Here is a 24,179-nt window from a genome sequence, read left to right as displayed (position 1 = left end):
TTTCCGGTCGGCATGTAGTAAATCTTCAATTTTGCATACACTAGAGGGCTCACCGCAAAAATCAATAGACAAAACCAACCGATGAAGAGGGATTTGCGATATACCGTGATTTTGCATTTCATACTTATCCTCCTCGTTAAGCGCATTTGGTTCCCTTATAGGTTGAAAACACTCTCGGAACGAGATCAGGACAGAGAGAGATTTCCGAATCCCAATACCTCACTCGTCCCATTCCGCGCTGATTATTGACCAATCCGTTTGAACCATCCCCACATTGTGGCTCTCTTGCTTGTGGGAGCAACCGCAGCGGGAGCAATCGCAAGATTAGGGTGAAACCACGCAGGAGCGGAGTCCTCCCCAAAACGCACGTTAGTGAGATTTTGAAGATTTCCGCCAGCGGCGTCTATCACATAGATGTCGAAACTCCTACCCCTATCAGATACAAAGGCAATCCGTTTACCATCGGGGGACCAAGAAGGCAAAAAATCCATCGCCGGATGGTTTGTGAGTCTTCGCGAATTATTCCCATCGGCGTCCATCACGTAAATTTCACGGGGGCCATCCCTATCAGATGAGAAAGCAATGTGCTCACCATCAGGAGACCATGAAGGAGTCCAGTCCTCTGCCGGATTGTTAGTGAGGTTTTGAGGATTCCCGCCATCGGCGTCCATCGCGTAAATTTCACCGTTCCCATCTCTATAGGACATGAAAGTGATGCGTTCCCCATCAGGAGCCCATGCGGGAGAATAGTCAGTGCCTGTGTTTGTGAGTTTCTGAGGATTCCTACCATTGGTGTCCATCACATGAATGTCTTCCACCCACCAAGTGTTAATCTTACTGGAAGAGTAGGCAATACCTGCCCCATCAGGTGACCATGCAGGATAACTGTCACCTCCGAGATTTTTGGTGAGTTTTCGAGGATTACCCCCAGCGGCGTCTATCACGTAGATATTTGTGTCCCGGTGATTATCGTGACTTTCAGACCAAAAGACAATGTGCTTGCCGTCAGGGGACCTATTTGTGAGTCTTCGAGGATTTCCGCCATCGTCGTCCATCACATAGATTTCCCTGCTGTGTCCATCCCTATCAGACACAAAGGCAATCTTTGCTTGTGCGTCAACGCTTACCATTAGCGTCGTCAAACCTAAAGCAAAAACGAAATATGCGAGATTGTATTTCCGTCCCATCGGCGTGCCTCCTTTGCTCTCACTTGTTGGCGTCTCTGACCTCACTTTTGATTGCACCCCAAGATGTCGATAGCTTTCCCGCCGGTTCCACCGCAAGCGCAGCATCGTGCCAGAAGACAAACACGCTTTGACCATCGTCGGTCAAACGCTGAACTTCTTGGGTGTCAACATTCACCACCACCACATCCACTTCTGCCACGCCATTGTGATGATCCACACCGCTCGTACCGACAATATGCTCGTTGTCCGGTAACCATTGCGCCCCGCCCAGATTCGCCTCATCGTTAAGAAGAACCAGATTTCTGGCAGGCGCATCACCGAGAAACAGGTCCCAATGTCCCCATTCCTCTATTGACCCGTAGACAATTGTCTGTTTTCCATTTGGGGACCAACGAATCCAATGGGCAAAGAACCGGTGATTCATCTCTTTTGCCTTCGCGTTGGGATCCGCGTCAACCCAATGCAGTTTTGCACCGCGTTTGCCGACCGTAAAGCCGATGCGCTTGCTGTCCGGAGACCAAAAGGGTCTGGACATGTTTGCTTCTATATCTGGAGCAATTTGAAAGGAGTTAAATCCTTGAGCATCCGTCACATACACTTTACTGGAGGGACGCAAATCCGGATCAAAGGCTTCATAAACAATCCATTTCCCATCCGGTGACCATTCCCCATCCATATTGAAATTGAACGGACGCGGTGGGTCAGCAAGCAATTTCCGCAAGCCACTGCCATCCAAATTTATTACCATCAGTTCAGGCTTAAGAAAGGGAGGCAGTGTGAACAGGATTTGCTTCCCGTCTGGAGAGAGTGTAGGCCACGACATCGGAACGGGCGATTCGAGGACCAGTTCCTTGTTTGCCCCATTGATATCCATCCGCCAAAGATTTCGCTCCCAACGTCCGGTCGGCATATAGTAAATCTTCAATTTTGCATGCGCTATGTGGCTAACAACAAACATCAATAGGCAAAGCCAACTGACACAGAAGGATTTGCGATATATCCCGATTTTGGGTTTCATACCTATTCTCCTTGTTAAGGGCATTTGGTTCTCTTGGAGGTTGAAAACTGTCCCGGAACGAGATCAGAATGGGGAGGAATCTCCGAATCCCAATACCTCACTCGTCCCAAGCCGCAACGGTTATTGACCGACCCGTTTGAACCACCCCCACATTGTGGGTTTCTTGGCTGCGGGAGCAACCGCAGCGGGACCAACTCCAAGAGTTGGGCGAAACCACGCAGGCGCAGAGTCATGCCCGAACATCACGTTGGTGAGGTTTTGAAGATTTCCGCCATCGGCATCTATCACATAGATGTCGAAACTCCTCACTCTATTAGACACAAAGGCAATGCGTTCACTATCAGGAGACCATGAGGGCAAGAAATCCCTATCCGGGTGGTTTGTGAGTCTTTGTGGATTTCCGCCATCGGCGTCCATCACGTAAATTTCATGAGGCCCATCCCTGGGGCCATCCCTATCAGACGAGAAAGCAATGCGCTCCCCATCAGGAGACCATGTGGGACTCCAGTCCTCTGCTGGATGGTTTGTGAGGTTTTGAGGATTCTTTCCATCGGCGTCCATCACGTAAATTTCACTGAACTTATCTCCTCTATAGGAACTGAAAGTGATGCGTTCACCATCAGGAGACCATGAGGGAGAATAGTTACTTCCTGCGTTTGTGAGCTTCTGAAGATTCCTCCCATTGGGGTCCATCACATAGATATCTGTTACCCACTGGTTATCGTTACCTCTATTAGAAACAAAGACAATGTGTTTGCCATCAGGAGACCATGCGGGATAATCGTCAACTTCGGGATTTTTGGTCAGTTTTCGAGGATTTCCGCCATCAGCATCCATCACGTAGATATCTGCTGTTTCCCACTCGTTCTCATTCCTCCAAGACGAAAAGACAATGCGTTTGCCATCAGGGGACCATGAGGGCCCCCATTCATCCTCCGGACTATTTGTGAGTCTTCGAGGATTTCCGCCATCGTCGTCCATCACATAGATTTCCAAGGCAATCTTTGCCTGTGTGTCAGCGATTACCATCAGGGTCGCTAGACCTAAAGCGAAGACGAAATATCCGAGGTCATATCTTCGTTGCATCTGCCATGCCTCCTTTGATCGGAAAATTACTACCAAACAAAATTCGTCTACTTATCAATCACAAGCAATAAGCATAGGAGTTACGCGCTTCAGTAGGGAACAACGATCGTTGTTCCCTGCGAAACAGAGCCGGCGCCTAAGATTACTGTAGTTGCCCAATTCATCGGGCGTATCGGGGCAGGATGCCCCTCCCACGTACCGCCAATAAAATTGGAGCCGTCAAAAGTCGGGACCGGAATGGAGGTTGTGAGCGTTCAACTGCGTAAGTCCTAGAGCAATTAAAATGCCACGATTATTTCGAATTGCCTGGAGAGGCAATACAAAAAACTGAGTTTGCTGGCAAACCCCTTGTCTGGACAATTTTGCATCTGTTTTTGATATGAGTTGTTATTTCAGAGAAAAGCTGGCGTTCAAAAAGAAGGTGTTGAAACTGTGCCACACCGTCGTCGCAGAAATGCTACACTTGGAATGGATGAACCAACTTCAATGATGTTACCCATGTGATTAGTTGATAAACCTAGCGTCAGAAACCGATGCAATAGTCGGGAATTGGAATTCCCTCCTACACAAAACGCGCACGGTTTATAGTGGGGACAGGTTTCTTAACCTATCAAGCGATCTCTGAATCGCGACTCTGACTTTTAATTCCGTCGGTGATCTGTAAACCGTCGTGCCTTCAACTCAAAGCTGGGCAATGTGCCGTGAGGCACCGGCTTCACCACCACGCGCAGCCCCAGAGATTCACGAACCGCGGTGGCAACAGCTTGTGCAGTCATGTCCGAATCCGTGTCGCTAGTCTGGATACGAATCTCCATCTCATCAAGTGCCCCCCGCCGATAAACGTCTACCGCAAACTCACCCACTTCAGCGAAACGACGGATGATGTTCTCAATGGTGCTCGGATAGACATTCACGCCTCGTATAATCAGTGCGTCGTCGATTCGCCCGATGACACCACCTTCGAGACGCCAAAACGTTCGTCCGCACTCGCACGGTTCCGTTTCCAGCTTGACCTGATCGCCGGTACGATAGCGGATGACCGGCATCCCAACCCTACCGAGGTTGGTGATAACCAACTCACCTTCTTCGGCGGATTCGCCCGTCACAGGGTCAATAACTTCGCAGATAAATTCCCCTTCGTTCAGGTGTACCCCCGCTTGCGACTGACACTCAAACCCCCAAGCCCCCACCTCCGTCGCGCCGGCGTGATCGTAGCAGCGAGCGTTCCAAGCATTTTCGATGCGATGCTTCGTCCACGGTAGGCTTGCGCCCGGCTCACCGGCATGAATCGTCACGCGGACATTGGCGTTGGCGATATCAATCCCCTCCTCCTCGGCAACTTCAGCGAGATGCAAGGCATACGTCGGGGTGCAGATCAATGTCGAAATATCGTTGGAACAAATAACGCGTAACCGCTGAAGCGAGGTCATTCCGCCGCCCGGAACAGACAATGCGCCAATCCGCCGCGCGCCTTCGTAAGCACTCCAGAAACCGATAAAAGGACCGAAAGAAAACGCGAAGAAGATCCGATCGCTTGAGGTCACACCGGCGGCATTATAAACCGCCTCCCAACACCGCGCCCACCAATCCCAACTATCTTCAGTGTCCAAGCAGCGCAGCGGTTCGCCGGTCGTGCCAGAGGTTTGATGGATACGGATATACCGTTCGCGAGGAAATGTAAGATTTGTGCCGTAGGGTGCGTGGGTCTTTCCGTCAGCGGAGAGCTCATCCTTCGTCGTAAAGGGCAGCCGCCGGTAATCTGCGAGCGTTCGTATATCCTCCGGCTTCCCTATACCTACCTCGCCCAGTTTTCGCCGATAGAAAGAGTTGGTCTCCAACACCGGCGCAAGCATCGCCTGCAGCTTCTTTAATTGGATTTGTGTCAACGCTTCTCGTCCGAGCGTTTCAATGAAAGAATTTAATTCGCTTGTCATATTGTGTAAATGTGGCCTTCCAAAATGAACTCAATTTGTCAAGTATCAATAACCTGTAGGTCGAGATTCACATCTCGACGCCAAAACTCAGCATCACAGGGAACAACGGCCGTTGTTCCCTACGACTGGTCTGCCGCAGTAGCACAGTTTCAAATCATTATAACAGCCGATTCATAGTCGTGGCAAGCGATACTGTATTGACACGCAGATGCTTTGCTGCTACAATGAATCGAGATACTTACATCAATGCCGATAAGGTGGCGTCCACATGAAATCACCCCCTGAACCGAAGACCATCCAGAAACTAGTGGATGTTTATCCGTCCTTTGCCTTGCTGGCAGGGATGCAACTCGATCTGTTCACGCCACTCAAAGTCGGTCCCATGCGCCCCGAGCAAATTGCCAGTGCCATCGGGGTGGAGGTAGCCAAACTCAAGCCCTTACTATACGCGCTTGTGGCTGCCGAGTTGTTGACCGTAGAGGGAGACCGTTTTGCCAACACCGATGAAGCGAACCATTTCCTTGTCCGCGGCAGTCCGGCTTACATGGGTGGGGTGCATCCGCTGTATGCAGATTTGTGGGAGGCAGCCCTTCAAACAGCGGAATCCATCCGCACCGGGCAGCCACAAGCCAAGCACGATTACACGCAGATGTCCCGCGAAGCGTTAGAAATGTTCTACCAAGGTTTGCATCCGGGCGCCCTCGCGACAGGACAGACACTGGCAAAAGATTACGGGCTTTCGTCCTGTCAGAGGTTATTAGACGTTGGTGGAGGCTCCGGGGGAGTAGCCATCGCGGCGGTGAAAACCTGCCCCCATATCCAAGCGACGGTTGTAGATGTGTCCAATGTAACGCCAATCACGCAACGTTTTGTGACAGAGGCAGGTGTCTCCGACCAAGTCAAGGTCATGACAGGGAATATCGTGGAAGCCCCACTCCATGAGTCGTTTGATGCCGTCGTTCTGAAATCATTCATCCAAGTGCTTTCACCGAGTGATGCACAACGCGCCCTCAAAAACATCAATGCAACCATGGCAGCGGGCGGTACGGTCTATATCTTGGGGATCGGTATCCTTGATAACTCTCGCATCTCTCCACGGGGGGCTGCGATAACCAACACTATCTTTATCAATATCTACGACGAAGGACAGGCTTATACCGAAGCTGAATATCACGATTGGATAATAGCAGCTGGATTTGTGGACTTTAGGCGGGATACGTTGCCGGACGGGTTGGGTATCATAACGGCGCAGAAACCGATGTAAAACGTGAGATTACGATGTTAATGCCGTGACTCATGTTAAAAGAAAGTGCAAACGCAAAAAACGTGAAACGTGAAAACAATTCGTTCATTGGTTCATGAATGAACTAGTGAACAAATGAACTAAAACGGAGAACCTCTATGGCATTATTCAAAGCAGGTGTTATCGGTTGTGGTGGACGTGGACGTGGTCATGCGGAAGGGTATCAAGCTTCACCGGATGTAGAGATCGTTGCATGTGCAGATCCCTTTGAAGAGGCTCGCGAGAATTTCGCAGAACAGTTCGGAGTTGCGAGAACCTATGAGGATTACCGTGAGATGCTCGACAAGGAATCGCTCGACTTCGTCAAGAGATGGTTATCGCAGCCGCGAATAGTGGGATTAAAGCTATCCACGCCGAGAAACCGATGGCACCGACATGGGGCGATGCCAAAGCACTCTATCAAGCGTGTGTGGACAACGACGTGATGATTAGTTTCTGCCATCAACGCCGTTTCGGTGCGAGTTTTATCAAAGCGAAGGAATTGGCGAACGATGGTGCAATCGGTCAAGTCTACCGCTTTGAAGGGGCATGCCCCAACATGATTGACTGGGGAACGCACTGGTTCGACATGTTCTTCTTCTATAACAACGACGAACCAGCGGAATGGGTGATGGGTCAAATTGATGTGGGCGAAGAAACTCTTGTTTTTGGTGTGCCGGTAGAGACGAGTGGAGTCTCATGGATTCGCTATAAAAATGGGGTGGAAGGTCTACTTGCAACGGGGGCAGCTTCGCTAGGCGGAGTGCAAAATCGCATTATCGGTACAGACGGCATTATTGAAGTTGGCGGACAAGATAAGCCACCGGTGCGCGTCCTCCGACACGGAGCAAGTGATTGGGAAGTACCGAACCTTGATGGCATTGTGCCGCCCGGTGGGGATACTGTCCTTGCCGTGCTTGACCTTATCGATTGTGTCAAAACGGGGCGCGAACCAGAACTCAGCGGACGAAAGGCAATCCAAACGACAGAACTCATCTTTTCGACCTACGAGTCAAGCCGCCGTCGTGCAAAGATTACCCTGCCGCTTGATGTGGACGACTCTGCACTGCTGACTATGTTGGATGAGGGCGTGATCAAATACACGAATCCATGAACCCAATGGTGATAGTCAGCAACAGTTAATAAGCTCTCTAGTCAAAGACCGAGGATGAAACATGAAGCGTAAATTAGTTCATTGGTGCGTTGATTCATGAATGAACTAATAAACCAATGAACTAATGAACCAATGAACACCCAGTCCCACGCCATCATTAACGTCGCGCTCCTGAGTCGGAAAGCAGCACCGCATCTGCATCGTTACGCGCTCATTGGTGCCGCATTGCCGGACCTGCCGATGTTTATCTTTTTTGCGGTTGAGGCGTTCATCCTCAAGCATCCACAAAGCCAGATCTGGGGTGAGCGATATTTCCTATCAGGGTGGCAAAACCTCTTCGATCTCTTCAACTCTATACCGCTGTTCCTCATCCTTCTTGGGATTGGTTACTGGCGCAAATCCAACCCCCTTATCATCTGTTCCCTGAGTCTGCTGTTACACGCTGCCGGCGATTTCTTCCTCCACCAGGACGACGGGCATCGGCACTTTTTCCCTCTACTCCAATATCGCTTCCATAGCCCAATCTCCTACTGGGATCCCAGACATCACGGCGGAATTGTGTCTGCTATCGAAATATTGGTCACAATCGGAGCGTCGATCTATCTCTTTCCCCGCCTCCAATCCAAGTTCATGAAGGGGGCTTTGGTTGTTATAAACCTCATTTCTGCTCTCATGTATATCGGATTTATTTTCTTCGGTTGAGCGATGCGTTCCCTTGCGGTTCAATACTCCACAACCTCCGCTGCTTCCAACAAAGTCTCCCAATCTGTTCCCTTTTTGCCCTCAAGCTGACTCCGTTTGAAGGTGAGAATCAGTGTTGTTGCTGACTTGCGATCGAATCTGTGGGGAAAATTTGGTGGCATCGGAGGAGTTGGAAGAATGTGCGTACGAAGCCGTTTGTCCTTTTCCAGTTTCCGTTTTTCTTCTAGGATTTGTTCCGCTTTTTCGATGAGTGCCTGATGCTTTTCATTTAGTTCTTTGATTTTCTCTCTTGCCCCTTCGATTGTTTTCCGTGCGTGAGGCATCGCATCTACATCAACATGTTCGACGACGTGCATTTCAACCAAAAAATCTGTTTCAAAATCAACGCTGTAATCAGGATAACCGAAGACCACAAATGAAATCGTATCATCAAGCGTCAATTGACCTATGCGGGAACCATACTCGCCCACGAGATAAGCTAGCTGTTTCTTAAGTTTATCAACCTTTTCCTTACTATACGATTCGTTTTTATTGGCTACCCATACTGCCTCTTCTGGTTGAGTTTGATGTCGAACTTCTCGCTCATACTTTTCCCACAGATTCGTTTTCTTCTCTGTCTTAACAATCCTCATCTCTTTTGCTGCAACAGGAAACCGCACATCAAGCAGGAACACAGCACCATAGCCTTTGAGATATAGGTGTTGACAGCCACCTCTACGGAAAAATCCCCCCTTGACATAATCGTTCTCAAATGTCTCGTCCATTGTTTCATCAACAATCCGACACATCACCTTGAGGTCTTCGACCATCTTGGTGTAGTCAATCTGATCTTGTGCAGACACGACGCCGGTAACCAAGCCGATGCCAAGTATAGCTATGATAAGAATCATATAGACTTTCATGATTGTATCCTCCTTTAATACGTGAATCTTCTGAGCCTTCGCATTTCACGTTTATACAATTTATAGTTTGTATAATGTTATTTTATATCCTCTTGTATTCCAGACATATGAGAAGCAAGGATGAACTCAAAGGCGCGTTGAGTCTCAAGAAATTCAGCTTCCGTTGCACCGGCAAGATGCTGAAACTCTTGACGGATGAGTTCTAGGTCCTGTACCCGTTGTGATTGCAACCCTTGGTAGATCAACGCTAATTGTGCATCTGCCTGTTTCTGCCGCTCATCCAGATGGACTTGGAGCTGTTCGCTGAATTCATCCAACGCCCCTTGAAGCTGCTTTACAATCTCTACTTGAGTGGCGTGACGTTGCGCCTGAAGCAATCGTACCAGTTCCTGCTCTGTAATTGCCGAGATCGCCTCTTGTCCAATCCTAAGCGTCAAACCACGGCCTTCCCACTTAAGGTCAACGCCGATCCATGCCAGCGCAAAAAGGCCAATGACCAAAATCAAACAGGTTGCCACTCCCCAAGAGAGCCATCGCCATGCAGGTAATTGGGACCACCATGACAAAGGTTTAGGTTGTATCGTTCCATGCAACGTCTCAATATCAATTGGACGATCTGCTTCCGTCCATTGATCAAGGGCTTGTTGCGTCTCGCTTAGACTCGCTTGGAATTGCTCACACTCACGACAAGTCTGTAAATGTGCTTCCAACGATTTTTTTGCCGCCGCGTCCAATTCATCGTAGCTCTCAAGCACAATCTGCTCTCTAAAGAACCTACAATCCAATGCAAACACCTCCCTTGCGTGAATCAGCGATGAACGCTGACAGATTTATTCTTGCTTCGATAACATTCGACTAAGCCGTTCTATTCCAGCTGTCATCCGCGACTTTACCGTACTGATAGGGCGCTCCACAATTTCGGCAATTTCATGAAATTTCATGCCGTTGTAATGGCGTAGCGTAACCACAACTCGCTGATCTTCCGGCAAGCGTGCTAACGCTGAGCGAACACGATTTTCGGTCTCCTTCCTCACCACAGCTGCGTCCGGTGGATCCAACGGATCGATGAATCTTTCGTCGAGACCTTCGGATTCTGACTGCAAATAGGCGCCGATCGGTGTCTCTTTTCTGCGTTTTTGTTTGGCAAGTGTATCTAAACAGAGATTCGTCGCGATTCGATACATCCATGTAGAAAATTGCGCTGTTGGACGATATCTCTTAGCAGAACGATAGATGCGAAGAAAGACCTCCTGCCTAAGATCTTCCGCTAGCGTGATCTCGTTGACCATTCGATAGCAGTAATTCAGCAGCCGCTTCTCCCACCGTTTGACCAATGTATCAAACGAACACAAATCACCTGCTTGGAGTTGGAGCATCAAAGCCTCATCTGATTTCTCCATACTTACCCTCAATCTAGCTGGTTTCAATAAATATAAACGGATGAGAAATGAAAAAGACGAGATTTTTTAGGAAAGTAGTAGGCATACTCCGCATACCGTAACCACAGAAGCACAATGCCTTACGTTTTACGTTTCACGTTTCACGTCCAATATGGTATCATACTCAAACGCTTGAGTTGGGTAAGCGATCGCGTTCCGAGAGATCGCCGCAGGGCGGGATGCTGGGTAACCCCCAGGAGCGGCGACGCTATGGAAAGTGCAACAGAAAGCAGACTACAACGCTTCCGCGTTGTACAGGTGAAACGGTGCGGTAAAAGCGTACCAGTTCCGATGGTGACATCGGAAGCTTGGTAAACCCCGTCTGGAGCAAGGTCAAATAGGAGGATGTGTGTAGGTGCGCCCGCCTAGTCCTCGGGTATGACTGCTTGAGGTTGATGGTAACATCAATCCTAGATGAATGATCGCCGCCCTGATGCGCGAGAGCAATTCAGGGAACAGAAACCGGCTTATTCCCAACTCAAGCCTCTTTATCAGGAGGAGGATCCCCGATGGAACTGACAGAAGAGGAACGGTTTAATTTAGAACGCAGAACGTATGACTGCCCCCCAACACTGACAGACAATCAGGTATTGGAGTTCTGCCAACAGGGTTTTCTCGTTTTGGAAGGAGTTGTGCCAGACGAAATTAACCGCAGAACGTTTGCTTATCTTGAAGAGAACACCTATTACGAACCGGCAGAAATCCTCAAAGAAGATTGGTTCGTTGATAATGTGATACTCAATCCGAAGGCAGCTGGCGCGGTACGGTCGCTACTTGGTAAAAACTTCGGGCTGCCGGTTATGATGAGTCAGCATCGGGTCAAGTGCCCGATGTCGGGGCAATCGTGGCATCGGGATGCTGGCTCCAAATGGGGACCTGAACTGAATTATCTGCAGGTGTTCTATTATCCGCAAGATACGCCGGAAGCGTTCGGACCCACCGAGGTCTTGCCCGGTTCACACCTTTTCAATGCGTCTGCACGTTATATGAGTCACTACGGTAACATTCGGGGAGCGGTGAAAACAACCGCGCCCGCTGGTTCAATCTTCATCACGGTTTACTCAATCTGGCACCGTCGCTCCCCCTCAACAGCGGAAGGGACGCGCCACATGTTGAAATACAACTACTGGCGAACCGTACCGCCGGAACGGGATTGGATCATTGAATCCGACTTCGACTTTGACGCTGCGGACTACGGTCCTAACCGTTTCCAAAGTGCGCACATGTTCTACTGGCTCTGCGGGAAGAAGGAGGAATTTCGCTGGATTGGGGGGCAAGGGTGGCCACTACGTTACGGTAGGGGACCCAACTACAAGCCCTACGGCGCACCAGCCGCACCGCCGGGGGATTGGTAGAGACGGTAGGTTTACATTACGGTCGCCATTTAATCAGAACGCCGCCGTTAGGGTAATGACCGTATGCGGTCAGCACTGAACCATCACCCAGCGAAGTCGAATACAGGTGTCCAGAGACGCATTCATACCACTGGGCAGGGTTGTTGTAGGACCAATCGTCAAGGATGTACATCCGGTCTAAATTCCACGTCTGACCGTGATCGTGGCTGACGAAAGCATCGCAACCCCGTCGATAGCTTGCCAATTTACCACCGCGGATATCCAACCGTCGGATAACGGTCATCACGAGATCGTCATTCGGGAGACGGAGAAGATTGGCGTGCATCCGACCCGCTTCCAACAGATGCTCAACCGGTGACCACGTTGCCCCATCATCTTTAGAGATTGAAATACCTGTCCCCTCGAAGTTGTCATAGTGATACTTAATGTACTTGCCGAGCATATCGGTGCGTATCGCAGCGATAATCCAACCGTTCGCAGCGCGAACCATAGCACCTTCCCCGCAACCGCGGTCATACGTCACCCCTTCGTACATATCCTGCCATTTCCACGCATCAGGCCAGCTATGGTTCTCCCACGTCCGCCCACCATCATTTGACCATCGAACACAGCCACAGATTGCTTTATCGAAACTGAAGTTGTCCGGAAACGTCTGACCGGTCCAGCCAATTCGTGTGGCGTGACCTTGCGCGTCGCGGTCTACGAGCGGATTTCCTTCGGAACAGAAGTCTTTCCCATCCGGTGCCTTTGCCAACGGAACACGCTCCGACCATGTCCGTCCGTAGTCGTGGCTGAAACAGAGCGACGAACCCGACTCCGCCATCAGTCCACCGTCATTGTAACTGAGGGTGCCGCCGCCCAAATCGGTCAACATGACAGGACGACCATAGCCAATCGCCTGATAATCACTCCAAGTGGCTCCGCCGTCTCCACTGATGGCAGCGACTGTCTCTTCACCGTTTTGAAAGGTAGTGCGGTCAGTCTTTGCTGCGCCTAGCAATAAGATCTCACCGTTATCCATCTTCGCCAGACCAAAAGGAACGACTTTAGCTTCGCCAAATCGTGGCAGGAACTGGTATTCCGCCGGAAGCGATAGATACCCACCCTTGCCCTCCCCTACGAGCACCCTGTGTTCTGTCCAAGAAAATGTCTCAAGGTTATCATCGACTTTATCAATCATAAGAAACGCTCTCATTGCCGGTGTCAGCGGTTGTCTTTGGTATTTTGAAAAAGCGAATTGTAGCACAGATTTCCAAATCTGTGATCGACACGGCCATTTCGCGATTGATCTGTCTTTTGGGATATGTTATGATAGCCCAAATTACTAAGTATTAAATATCTATCAGTTTTCTGTTAAGGCTAAAGCGCTCGGTCTTTCGCTCCAGAGGAGCGATATGTCTATAGAATGCCGATATCTCTGATGTTCGCGCTCCAGAGGAGCGCAATGTGTATAGTAGAGTTGTTGATACTAGTTTCAACGGGGAGCTCGAAGTCAGATATGGAGACCACAATGCCAATTGATATCGACGAGTGCGTTGCAGAAATTCTGGACATTGGACACTGTATTCTACCGGGCCATTTTCCGCGGACAGCACTTGAAGAATGCCGTCAAGCGTTTGAGCTGCTACTGCAAGATGTCGCCACCCGTATTCCCGAAGGCAACCGCGGACCCAATCGATGGGCGATTGGATTGCCCTTTGCACCGCCATTCTATCACTCCGCTTTCTTCAACGACGATACTGTAATCGAGATTGTCAGCCGCATCTTGGGCGAGGACATGCACATCTCCTATTACGGTACAGACACACCGGTACAGGGATCAGAATATCAGCACGTCCACGCCGACCTGCCTTTTCTGTTCAAAGAGGAACCAGCACATCGCCACCCGCCGGCGCTGCTATCCGTGCGATTTACGTTCGTTGACATGACACCGGAGAATGGACCCTTTGAAGTCGCAGAGCGCACCCAACATCTGCCCCGAACTGAGACGCTGGGAAGAGCCAATGCAGGCAAAATCTCTCTTAAACCTTTGCTGCTTAAAGCCGGTGACGTACTAATCTCCGACCCACGTACCATTCACCGTGGCACACCCAACCGCACTAGTACAGCCCGCCCCTTTGCCGTCATTGTTCACAATCGCCACTGGTACAACATCAGTAGAGAGCGATTGGAAGCAAACGAAGACACACCAATGTTGACCGAGGCGTTCTACCGAACGTTGTCGCAGCGAGAGCAAGAACTGCTGCGAAAAGTCTCCCGGACACCTTCTGATAGTCCCCTATCTCCGTAGGTGGGGCATCTTGCCCCGCCAAATATGCCACTAGGCCCTCACCACGATATATCATATTGGCGGGTTCAAAAAGACGGGACAATCTACAATTTTTTCTGTGTCTGCTCGGATAACGCTTTGAAATACTGCTGAATCAGTTCCCGATACTGTGGCGGCAAACCTTCCTGGTCCCCAGACCTGAGATTCGATTCGATTTGCTGGATGGTTTCTAGCAGCTTGGGGTCGAGCGGGGGTACATCATCTCCGGCGGCTGTTGGTGTTTTAGCAACTGTACTTCTCCTCCTTTTGCTGACCTCCCGTTTCTGTAACGATTTGGAACTTTCGAGCATCCGTGTCAAAATCTCCCGCTGTTTGTCTAAGACCTGCTGATTTAGATTGCCTTGCTGAAGTTCGCCTTCTACCTCTTTCATCTGTTCAGAAACAGTGTTGAGATCCCCAAGCACTTCCGACAACCTTTCCATCATGTCTGCCACCCGTTCTGTCGCTTCCCGAATCATCTGCTGCTCGTACGCCATCCGTCTGAGCATCTGCTCGTTGCTTGGTGTGCGTCCTTGCCTCCGCATCTGCTGGTTCAACTGCTGCGCCATTTCGTTCAGTTGCCCTTGACTCTGTGCCAGCTGCTCAAGTTGTTCCAGCAGATTTTGCATCCCTGCTTGACCCATCTGTTGGTTCATCTGGTCCATCGCTTCGAGCAGATCTGTGATAGCTTGGTTGAGGTCTGCCAATCCTTGCTTCTGGATCGGGACAGCGAGGTTCGGCTTCCGGTCTTCCAACGCTCGTGCAGAACGTTCAAAGGCATCGGCGGCAGCGTTGAGCCGCCAGACGGTTTTCGGGTCTATCTGCATCTGGTTCGTGCCTAATTCCCAAAGCCGATTCGCCAACAGATTGAGTCCCGCTGCGAGTCCTAATTCGCTTGCCGCGAGTGCTTGCAACTGCTTAACTTCACCCGGTAAATACTGTCCATGCCCAGATCGCAAAATCTCGTCGGTCCCCTCAATCGCTTCCTCATGGGTTCTTGAAAGATAGAGGCCACTCCGCACCGCCTCGCGTATTGCAGTCAACGTCTCCTCTGCATTGCCACCCTCCATAAACTCCAGTGCATTGTCCAATCCTTGATGTAGTTCGGTAAGTCCTTGCTGCGCCGCTGCTCCAGACTCCATTGCGCGCTGCATCTGATTGCTGCGCATCTGTTGGGTTGCAGATCGGAGGTCCTGTGCGATCCGCACTTCTCGTGCGAATTGGTTCAGCCGTTTGATTTCATCAGCAACCCGTTTGAGATTCTCTAATTCTGACATCTCCTCCCCAAGTTCATCAAGAGTTTGATGCAGGTCATCCATCCCCTCTGCAATACGCTCTTCTTGCTTGGCGAGTTGCTTTGGATCCCATCGGGGCGCGTCGGTACCCTGAACCTCATCTAATGCATTCTTCTGACTAGCTTGGTCAACGAGATCTTCTAACTGTTCCATTAGACGTTCTTGGCGTTCAGCGAGTTCCTTCGTCTGATTTACCGCCGCTTCTAGCTTCTGCTGAATGATCATCTGTTTATAGAGGTCTTTCAATCGATCAAGCTGCTGAAGAAACCGCTCTTGATTAAAGTTTGCTTCCATCAACTTCTGCTCCTGCTCGGATAGCTCTTGCGTCTCTAACGCTTCTGCTAACTTACGTAACAACTCCTTGTGTTCCTCCGAGAGGGCCTGATCCATCAACTCTTGCAACTCCTGAAACTTCTCTACCGTTTGCATGTCAAACAGTTCCTGCTTCTGCATCTGCTCAGTGGTTTGCTGCATTTCTTCCATTAGATCCTTCGCTGTTTTCTCAATCTCTTGCTGATTTTTGAGAACCTGTTCCATCAGTTTCTCATCTTTCAGAGTCAGCTCTTGGCTCTTCCGTATTTTATCTAGCAGCTCATCGACTATCGCGGTTTGCTCCGCCTGATCATCGTGTAACGCTTCAAGCCCTTGCATTTCAGCTTCCTGCTCAAATTCGACCACATCGTAAAGTTCCGCTAGCGTGGGGAAACGGATCGAATAGATGTTAGATTTGCCGACGTTGGGTCCAGAAACATTATCCGCATCGATTGCTTCAGCATGATAAGAGATGATATCGCCCGGATACAGCCCGATCGGATCGATGTCCCAAGGAAATTCGATAAAGACTGGCGTATCCGTAGGGCTCCACGTTCTCAAAGGCACTACTAAGTCATCGTCCGTACCTTCAACCCGATAAACAAGCTGAATTTTCTCCACACCGTAATCATCTTTCGCGTCGAGTTGCAGAGAAACAATCATTGAGTCATCAAGCACAACATCTTGCCCCGGCGCAACAATCTCGATTTGAGGTTCAGCGTCCTCAACCGCGTGAATCGTGTATGCAATCGGTTGTGAGTTTGAAATGCTATCAATATCAATGAGTTCAATATGATACTTTTCGCTACGCTGGACAATAAAGCTGCCGGATAACCGAGTGCCTTCTGATACTGTAAGTTTGACTGGATCCGATTCTTCAAAGACCAGCCTCGCTGAAGCGATTGGTTGATTGCCATCTCCCTCAAAATGAACCATTGTACCAATAAGGGTAGCGATATCGCCAAGATTTTCCTCAATGACCTGCGGGGAAAGTTGCGTGTATTTCGGGTAGTTGAGTTTTAGTTGGAAACGGTTCACGATCGGCGCGCGGACAACAGTAATTTGGAAGGATTCTGACTCTGTCTCTTTTACTGCAATGTAGTATTCCATTGATTGCGTAACGTTTTTAAACGTGAAACGGTAAGCGATTTCGATCTCATTCCTTGCCAGTAATAGATTACGCCATGCGCTCGCTGATGCAATCGCTTCATCTCCGCCGCCCACACGATAATAGAGGTGCACGGGTGCCCCAAAGTGCCCCGTCACTTTCGCGGCGATAGTGACATCCGTCCCGGATTGTATTCGTAGGTTCCCCGGCTGAACCTCATCAATCTGAACGATGAGAACATCCTGAGGCGTTTTAGGCAGTTCGTCAAATGCTTGTGCAAAATCCTTCGCTGCGGACGGGAAGATGAAGAGGGTAATAAACAGCAGTACAAAGGCGATAAGGGCAAAGCCACCATACCGCTTGAGTTTCATAAACTCCCGCGAGAAGACTTTTCTGCTTTCGATAGCATCCATCAATTGATGTGTGCCTTCAATCAACTTTTCTATGAATCCTAGGGCATACCCGAAGCGGTTGTTCTCCATCTCTGGCATGAGTTGGACGGTACTCAAAATACAGTTTTCAAGACCGGGATATTGATCTTCAACATAGGCAGCCACACGAGCGTCTGTTAGCCTTTGGAATACAGGCTGAATCAGGTGTCGAAACGCTGCGTACACACCGGTCCCTAACCACAGCAACACCAGCCCCATACGGAAAAGGCGCGGTAAAGGCAGAACCTGATCAATTATAAAAGCAAGGGCAAGAGCGAGGGCAATCGTACCCGACCACCGGAGTAAACTGTGGGAGAAAAGCAGCAAACGCCACTGATTTCGCAATGAGTGAAGCCGATTCGTAATTTCTTGATAGCTTTGTTCTGTGTTTAAGTTTGACACGGTGTAATCTCCATTCTCCTCTTCTCATTTAGTGCGTCAATACATAAACCGCAATATTGACTGCCATCTTCGCAGCCAACTCGCGAACCTGCGGCGTATCTTTGGGATGGACCTTCGGATCTTCTAGCCCATCCCCAATATCTGAACTGTATACGTAATAAACGACCATTCGACCTTCGTGGAATAATCCCAACCCTTGCGCAGGTTCCCCATCGTGTTCATGAATCTTCGGGAGTCCATTAGGAAAATCGTAGAAGCAGTGGTAGATGAGGTGTGAATTCGGTATAGGTTGCAATGATTGATCAGGAAACACGCGACGTATTTCACGACGAAAACTTTCATCCAACCCGTAATCATCATTCACAAAGAGGAAGCCGCCGTGGGTCAAATAGAAACGCAATGCCTCGACCTCTTCCTTACTGAAGTGAATGTTGCCGTGCCCTACAATGTAGAGCATTGGGTATTGGTACAGATTCCGATCCGTCAATTTCACAATCACACGTTCTTTTGCTGCCTCAATGTCCGTTCTGGTGCGCAGAATCTTCAGCCAGTTGGAAATTGTGGTCTGATCGCCGTACCAATCGCCACCTCCATCGTATTGGACTTGAGCGATAACAAACTTCTCACCAGCACTTTGAGCGGATCCGATTATAAGAAACGAGCTCAATAGGATGTAAAATACGAAACGCGATATGTGATTGATCTGATACCCGGCTATCTTTCCAATCATATCCTTTAAACTATACAAATGGCTTTGCCCGTTGGGATAAAATGAACTAATGAACCAATGAAACCATTGTGAACTTCTTAAGCATTACGTTTCACTGTTCAGACAGGTACGGGTGCAACAGGTCGTAACTCACGCTATACTAGTCCTCTCCGCATACGCAAAAACCATTCCGTTCCCAAGAACCCAACCGCAAGAATCAGAACTATCGGGTTATCCCATAACTCACGTTCTTGAACCGCAAAAACAGACTCCTGAACCGGTTTGATCCTCTTCGGTAATGACGTAATATCGGCAATTGGGGTGTAATGCCCTCCGGTTTTGGCTGCGAGTTGTTTGAGCAAATCTTCGTTGAGTTGTGGATTCTCAAACTCCGCTAACGGTGATTCAACAAAGATTTCTGTTGAGTCTTCACCGAGCGAGACAGAGCGATCTACACCTGAAACACGAACGTGGTACGCTCCTTTCTGATTTGCACGGAACTGGGCACGATAGGTGCCAAGGCTCTGTGAATTTACACTAGTTCGGACTTGAAAATGCTTTCCGTCCGGCGGTGTCACTTCGATTTTAAGCTCCGCAGCGACCAACGGCTGATAACTTTCATTGTATGCATAGGCGATGATTTGGACTTCATCGCCAACTGAGTAGGTTGTCAAATTTGTCGTGACATTGATCTGTTTGGTATCCGTCCGTGTTGCCATCCAGCGAATCGTCTGCCCCCAAAAGCGAGGATAAGTATCATCCGCATCTTTGAAATTCCATACACCAAATCCCCAATTCCATAGCCCTTCAGCCGAGATTAGGAGGCTTTTTCCCAATCCTGAACGTTGAAAAACGATAATTGGCAGCGTCGTTTGATCTCTATCTGAGTGATACTCGGCGAGTGTTGTTGCCCCACCCTTGAGTCGAAACCCTCCCAACCGACGCGATAGCGGCGGCAAATCACGCCATAAGGCTTCGACCTTTGCTTGCGTATCTCCTAAACGGGTGATTGGATGGTACATACCTTGTTGCGTTAATTGAAGACTAAAATCCTCATCCCGCACGTAGCAACCGTTGGCGGGGATGACAATCGGCAGAAGCGAGGCGAGCTTGCTCTTCCTGAAACCGTCGCGACCGAGTGAATTGCGGCCACCGAGAAATATAACTGCTTTCCCCGCTTTTTCAACAAAATCGACGATTGCCGTGTGCTGTTGTGGAGTTAGCGTGCTTGAGCGAAGATCTCCGATGATAAGTACATCGTAAAATAGTAAGTCATCAAGCGTTTTCGGAAATTGGGGGATACGGGATCGCTGTGTAGTCTGCGGATAGTACCGATCGTAACGGGCTAACAGCGTTCCACGAAGTTGATTCGGTGATTTGCTCGATAGGATAACACAGGTCGAATCAATGTTTGGATCGCGTTCAAGTGCCCGCTTGAGGAAAGCATATTCCCAGCCCGGCTGTCCTTCGATGTAAAGCAGGTGTAACTTTGTTTTAACCACCTTCAGTGGAAACGCTCGCGTATTGTTTTCGGTGGTTAGCTCACCTTCAAGCACGGGAACGGAAACCACGTATTGGAAAATACCCTCCTCCTGAGGATTCAGAGTAAACTCAATCGTTTGCATCGATTCAGCCGTTAGTGTGATTGGCACCGCATCCACAACCTGATTATCCATCATGAGTGAAACACGGGTTTGACTCCCTGAATAGCCTGTGTGATCTACGGTGACTCGAATCGGCACATCGTGCTCTGTGTAGGCGACAGGACTGACTTCAACTCTGGAGAGTTTGAGGTCTCTTGGTGGTTCAGGATCGCCAACACCGACCGCATAGATAGGAATCTGTGTTTCCGTCACCCGCTCAACCACGGTGGTTGAGGCGTTGTGTGCCCCATCGGTGAGCAGGACTGCCCCCGCAAGCAGTTGACCACGCCACTCCTTGGAAGCATCATCAATTGAGGTGGCAATATCGGTTAATCCGCCCACTGGATCAAGCGAATCAATCTCACTGGAAATCTGGTGAGGTTGTTTATCAAAACGGTACAGATGAACATCAAATCGGTCGGTTAGGGTTGGGAGAAAGGAGCTGGCTGGATCAAATAAGATACGGTTCACAAGGTCTAGTCGTGTTGAAGATTGTCCCTCTAGTTCTACATCTTCAAGACGCATGCTTTGAGAGGTATCCACGAGAACCAGCAAATTTGTTGGTGGGGTGATATCTTTTCGCTCGATCAGCACCGGCTCAAGCAGACAAATCAACAACACGAGCGCTGCTAAAATTCGTAAACCGATGAGAAGCACCCTAAACCTTTGACTCATTGGGCGATTCAAGCGGAGATACCCATACGCTGTAATACCAGTCATGATGACTAGTCCAAGCGCAACGGCCCACCATGGCCACAGGTAAGTAAATCGCATCAAATTTCCTTCTTCATTTCCAATTGTTTGATGAATTATACCCCATACTAGAAACACCGTCAACTGAAATACTGGAGCGGATCGTGGCACAACAGGATTCCAATCTATCGCTACTTCCACTAACCAACCTTCAAAATTTTAGTTTTAGGGGTTGACAAGGAAATCTTTCTTCTGTAGAATGAGCGTTGCCTCGCTCATTCTACTGCATGTGCACTTACTACTTAGGGTTAAACCGTTGTCTCGAACCACGCGAGTAAGGGGGTGGAGTCAATTCAATCATCACCCATATTAGATAGAATTTACGCGATAACGCTCAGTTTCAGAGGGGAAATGATTCCGGCAGAGATCGTCCTGAGTCCTGAAACACATCAAAAGATTGTGGAAGAATCGAACTTCCAGCATGGACTTGAGGCAAGAAAGGATCCGGTGTCTGCGCTTAAAGGGGCTTTCTCAATTCCAATCACGATTCGAGAAGAAGACACAGACATTATCGTTGTAAAAGGGTTATACCCAAACCCTTGCCCGGTTTGTGGACGGCGCATTCCGTTTCTGCGAGAGATGATTGAGCGTATTGAATCCCGCTCCATCAAACGTATCCGTTGTCCGTTGGGACACCGCTACGAGGGGGAAATCAAAGTATACTACCTGAACATCTTTCAGGAAAATCAATCGGAAGCCAAAGCAATCCAAGTATGCCCACAATGTGGGAGTGAAAATGTGCAGAACCTAAGCCAAACAGATATCTTCTGCCTCGATTGCGAATGGGATAACCTGAAATATATTCGCGATTCCTAGTGTGCATGTTAATGGGAGAGGACGACGAAAGAGCAATAGTGAGAAAAAGATGTGCCCCGATACGAAAATAAAAAAGCCATGCTGCCTATTATATAACAGCATGGCTTTTTCGTGCCCCGATAACGGATTTCGGAGACAGGTTTGTGTGGTTACCTTGTGGTGATTAATGGTGGTGGTGCCCATGCCCATGGTGGTGATGTCCATGATCTTCTGGCTCTTCCTCCACCTCTGTAATTAACGTCTCGGTTGTCAACAGCAGTCCTGCGACGCTCGCACCGTTCTGAATTGCAGATCGTACCACCTTCGTCGGATCAACGATTCCTTCCTCAAGCAGATCTCCGTACTCTCCGGTCGCAGCGTTCAAGCCGTAACTTCCCTCACTGTCTTTGACTTTTGCAGCCACGACGGATCCTTCCAAGCCTGCGTTTTCCGCAATGGTTCGGATAGGCGATTCTAGAACCCTTCGGACAATGTTCACGCCGGTTTCTTGGTCACCCTCAAGATGAAAGTCTTCAAGGGCAGAACCTGCTCTTAGCAGTGCGATACCACCACCTGTGACAATTCCCTCTTCAACAGCTGCGCGGGTTGCAGACAGGGCATCTTCAAATCGTGCCTTTCTTTCCTTCATTTCAACTTCTGTTGCGGCACCGACATTAACAACGGCAACACCACCGGCGAGTTTCGCAAGGCGCTCTTCTAACTTCTCCCGATCATAATCCGAAGTCGTTTCCTCGATCTGTTGTCGAATCTGTCCAATCCGTGCCTGAACATCCTCTGTAGCACCGGTTCCGCCAACGATCGTTGTGTTATCTTTGTCAACGATAACACGCCTTGCGCTTCCCAGCATACCGGCCACTACATTTTCCAAACGGATGCCGATGTCTTCTGAAATTACCTGACCACCGGTCAGAATACCAATATCTTCAAGCATCTCCTTGCGACGGTCTCCGAAACCGGGGGCTTTCACTGCAACAACCCTAAGTCCACCACGCAGTTTGTTCACAACCAACACCGCTAAAGCCTCTCCCTCAATGTCTTCAGCAATAATGAGCAGCGGACGCCCAAGTTGACCGACCTTTTCTAACACTGGAACTAGATCCGTAACTGTACTAATTTTCTCGGTGTTAATTAGGACGAGCGGATCCTCCAATTCAGCGATCATAGATTCGGGATCTGTCGCAAAATGGGGAGAGAGATAGCCTCGGTCAAATTGCATACCTTCAACAATATCGACCTCTGTTTCAGCGCTCTTACCATCTTCAATCGTAATTACGCCATCTTTTCCAACTTTGTCCATTGCATCGGCAACGGTCTGGCCAATGTCGCTGCGATTTGCGTTATCGTTGGCGGCAATTGATGCGACTTGTGCAATCTCGTCGCTTGTGTTGACCGATTTGCTCTGATTTTGCAGTTCTCCAACGATGAGTTCAGCGGCTTTGTCAATCCCGATTTTCAGCTGCATCGGATCGGCACCGGCGGCAACATTTTTGAGCCCTTCGTGAACGATTTCTTGCGCCAATACAGTTGCCGTGGTTGTACCATCTCCCACTGCATCATTGGTCTTGGTAGCGACAGATTTCAGTAATTGGGCACCCATATTCTCATAATGATCTGGGAGATCTATTTCTTTAGCCACCGTTACACCGTCACTGGTAATCACGGGTGCACCAAAGGATTTCTGGAGAACAACGTTCCTCCCCCGCGGACCCAACGTTACTTTCACGGCGTTGGCTAGCGCATCTGCTCCCTCCTTAAGGGCATTCCGTGCTTCTACATCAAAGATCAGCTGCTTTGCTGCCATAGTGTTCCTCCTTAAGTAGTGTACTGTAAACAATTTTAAGAGATAAGCGTACGTTTCGCTTTATCTTGAGACAGGATCTGTGCACTTTGTTGGCAAGAATCCAACCATAGGGCAGATTCTCAGTAATCCCACTAAAGACAGGTCCATAATATAACAACTTCAAAAAACCGGAACTTTTAGCACTCTCTCATGGTGAGTGCTAAAGACAGGCGAAATTATATCATTACTGTATCCCAAAGTCAACCTGAATCACAGTCAGATTCAGGTTTATCGCTTGCCTCAACTAGTAATCCGTGATAAAATGGCTCCGTTAAATTGCACATCACGGTGCATCAAGCCTTGCGTGTGCCACAGATTGGGCAGTTTCTGCTTAAAAGAGTTCATAAAATAAATCGAGAATCCTCCGACGCTGTCTCAATAGTAACTAATATATTGCCCCGATGGTCGTCAGAATTGAGGTGTTCATTCAATTTGGCGCAACCGAAAAAACGCAAAGCACCGAAAAATTTATCAAAAAAACCTTTAGGTCTAAAACCCAAGTATTCATACTTGGTATACAGATTGCTTTAGCAAGTTTAATCT

19 protein-coding genes and 1 other RNA gene are annotated in these 24,179 nt (G+C 49.1%); 8 read left to right on the top strand and 12 right to left on the bottom strand.

Features of this window, described 5'->3' with window-relative positions; all coding sequences use genetic code 11:
* Positions 1-242 precede the first annotated feature (242 nt).
* From J4G02_12510 to J4G02_12495, 4 genes are all read right to left on the bottom strand, one after another.
* Positions 243-1,187, bottom strand: a complete 945-nt coding sequence (locus J4G02_12510) for a PD40 domain-containing protein (GenBank protein ID MCE2395400.1) — start codon at positions 1,185-1,187, stop codon at positions 243-245.
* Between the two features lie 19 nt (positions 1,188-1,206).
* Positions 1,207-2,205, bottom strand: coding sequence for a PD40 domain-containing protein (locus tag J4G02_12505; protein ID MCE2395399.1), 999 nt, complete (start codon positions 2,203-2,205; stop codon positions 1,207-1,209).
* Between the two features lie 120 nt (positions 2,206-2,325).
* Entirely contained in the window at positions 2,326-3,291 is a 966-nt protein-coding gene (locus tag J4G02_12500) for a PD40 domain-containing protein (protein MCE2395398.1), read from the bottom strand.
* A gap of 641 nt (positions 3,292-3,932) precedes the next feature.
* Positions 3,933-5,225, bottom strand: a complete 1,293-nt coding sequence (locus J4G02_12495) for a phenylacetate--CoA ligase family protein (protein MCE2395397.1) — start codon at positions 5,223-5,225, stop codon at positions 3,933-3,935.
* Positions 5,226-5,493: 268 nt separating this feature from the next.
* On the opposite strand from J4G02_12495, the gene J4G02_12490 reads away from it, so the two are divergent.
* The 4 genes from J4G02_12490 to J4G02_12475 all read left to right on the top strand — a co-directional run bounded on the left by J4G02_12490 (position 5,494) and on the right by J4G02_12475 (position 8,323).
* Positions 5,494-6,489: a methyltransferase domain-containing protein gene (locus tag J4G02_12490; protein MCE2395396.1), complete on the top strand. Its 996-nt coding sequence runs from the start codon at positions 5,494-5,496 to the stop codon at positions 6,487-6,489.
* 137 nt (positions 6,490-6,626) lie between these two features.
* Entirely contained in the window at positions 6,627-6,953 is a 327-nt protein-coding gene (locus J4G02_12485) for a Gfo/Idh/MocA family oxidoreductase (protein MCE2395395.1), read from the top strand.
* Positions 6,893-7,621, top strand: a complete 729-nt coding sequence (locus tag J4G02_12480) for a Gfo/Idh/MocA family oxidoreductase (GenBank protein ID MCE2395394.1) — start codon at positions 6,893-6,895, stop codon at positions 7,619-7,621. The genes J4G02_12485 and J4G02_12480 overlap by 61 nt, the downstream gene beginning before the upstream one ends.
* A gap of 132 nt (positions 7,622-7,753) precedes the next feature.
* Positions 7,754-8,323 (top strand): hypothetical protein, encoded by a 570-nt coding sequence (locus J4G02_12475; protein ID MCE2395393.1) that lies wholly within the window; start codon positions 7,754-7,756, stop codon positions 8,321-8,323.
* Positions 8,324-8,343: 20 nt separating this feature from the next.
* Here the strand turns inward: J4G02_12475 and J4G02_12470 are convergent, their stop codons facing one another.
* The 3 genes from J4G02_12470 to J4G02_12460 all read right to left on the bottom strand — a co-directional run bounded on the left by J4G02_12470 (position 8,344) and on the right by J4G02_12460 (position 10,625).
* Positions 8,344-9,225, bottom strand: a complete 882-nt coding sequence (locus J4G02_12470) for a hypothetical protein (GenBank protein ID MCE2395392.1) — start codon at positions 9,223-9,225, stop codon at positions 8,344-8,346.
* A 77-nt stretch (positions 9,226-9,302) separates the two neighbouring features.
* Positions 9,303-10,010, bottom strand: a complete 708-nt coding sequence (locus tag J4G02_12465) for a hypothetical protein (protein MCE2395391.1) — start codon at positions 10,008-10,010, stop codon at positions 9,303-9,305.
* Between the two features lie 45 nt (positions 10,011-10,055).
* The gene (locus J4G02_12460; protein ID MCE2395390.1) at positions 10,056-10,625 is read right to left on the bottom strand and encodes a sigma-70 family RNA polymerase sigma factor; all 570 of its coding nucleotides are present in this window, start codon (positions 10,623-10,625) and stop codon (positions 10,056-10,058) included.
* Between the two features lie 172 nt (positions 10,626-10,797).
* Between J4G02_12460 and rnpB the strand changes: the two genes are divergently transcribed.
* Positions 10,798-11,149: RNase P RNA component class A (rnpB, locus tag J4G02_12455), an RNA gene on the top strand.
* Between the two features lie 24 nt (positions 11,150-11,173).
* Complete coding sequence (locus tag J4G02_12450; GenBank protein ID MCE2395389.1) at positions 11,174-12,019, top strand: phytanoyl-CoA dioxygenase family protein; 846 nt, start codon at positions 11,174-11,176, stop codon at positions 12,017-12,019.
* Positions 12,020-12,035: 16 nt separating this feature from the next.
* Here the strand turns inward: J4G02_12450 and J4G02_12445 are convergent, their stop codons facing one another.
* Positions 12,036-13,199 (bottom strand): exo-alpha-sialidase, encoded by a 1,164-nt coding sequence (locus tag J4G02_12445; protein ID MCE2395388.1) that lies wholly within the window; start codon positions 13,197-13,199, stop codon positions 12,036-12,038.
* Between the two features lie 330 nt (positions 13,200-13,529).
* Here J4G02_12445 and J4G02_12440 point away from each other — a divergent pair, with 330 nt between their 5' ends.
* Positions 13,530-14,309: a phytanoyl-CoA dioxygenase family protein gene (locus J4G02_12440; protein MCE2395387.1), complete on the top strand. Its 780-nt coding sequence runs from the start codon at positions 13,530-13,532 to the stop codon at positions 14,307-14,309.
* A gap of 83 nt (positions 14,310-14,392) precedes the next feature.
* Here the strand turns inward: J4G02_12440 and J4G02_12435 are convergent, their stop codons facing one another.
* From J4G02_12435 to J4G02_12425, 3 genes are all read right to left on the bottom strand, one after another.
* On the bottom strand, positions 14,393-17,875 hold the full coding sequence (locus J4G02_12435) for a hypothetical protein (GenBank protein MCE2395386.1): 3,483 nt from the start codon (positions 17,873-17,875) through the stop codon (positions 14,393-14,395).
* A 28-nt stretch (positions 17,876-17,903) separates the two neighbouring features.
* Positions 17,904-18,605 (bottom strand): DUF4159 domain-containing protein, encoded by a 702-nt coding sequence (locus tag J4G02_12430; protein MCE2395385.1) that lies wholly within the window; start codon positions 18,603-18,605, stop codon positions 17,904-17,906.
* Positions 18,606-18,739: 134 nt separating this feature from the next.
* The gene (locus J4G02_12425) at positions 18,740-21,001 is read right to left on the bottom strand and encodes a hypothetical protein (GenBank protein ID MCE2395384.1); all 2,262 of its coding nucleotides are present in this window, start codon (positions 20,999-21,001) and stop codon (positions 18,740-18,742) included.
* Positions 21,002-21,331: 330 nt separating this feature from the next.
* Between J4G02_12425 and J4G02_12420 the strand changes: the two genes are divergently transcribed.
* Positions 21,332-21,796: a hypothetical protein gene (locus tag J4G02_12420; protein ID MCE2395383.1), complete on the top strand. Its 465-nt coding sequence runs from the start codon at positions 21,332-21,334 to the stop codon at positions 21,794-21,796.
* 163 nt (positions 21,797-21,959) lie between these two features.
* Here J4G02_12420 and groL read toward each other — a convergent pair whose 3' ends face one another.
* Positions 21,960-23,597, bottom strand: coding sequence for a chaperonin GroEL (gene groL / locus J4G02_12415; GenBank protein ID MCE2395382.1), 1,638 nt, complete (start codon positions 23,595-23,597; stop codon positions 21,960-21,962).
* Between the last annotated feature and the right edge of the window lie 582 nt (positions 23,598-24,179).

The organism is Candidatus Poribacteria bacterium (assembly GCA_021295755.1).
Classification (GTDB): Bacteria; Poribacteria; WGA-4E; order WGA-4E; family PCPOR2b; genus PCPOR2b.
This window is presented reverse-complemented; position numbering and strand designations above follow the sequence as displayed.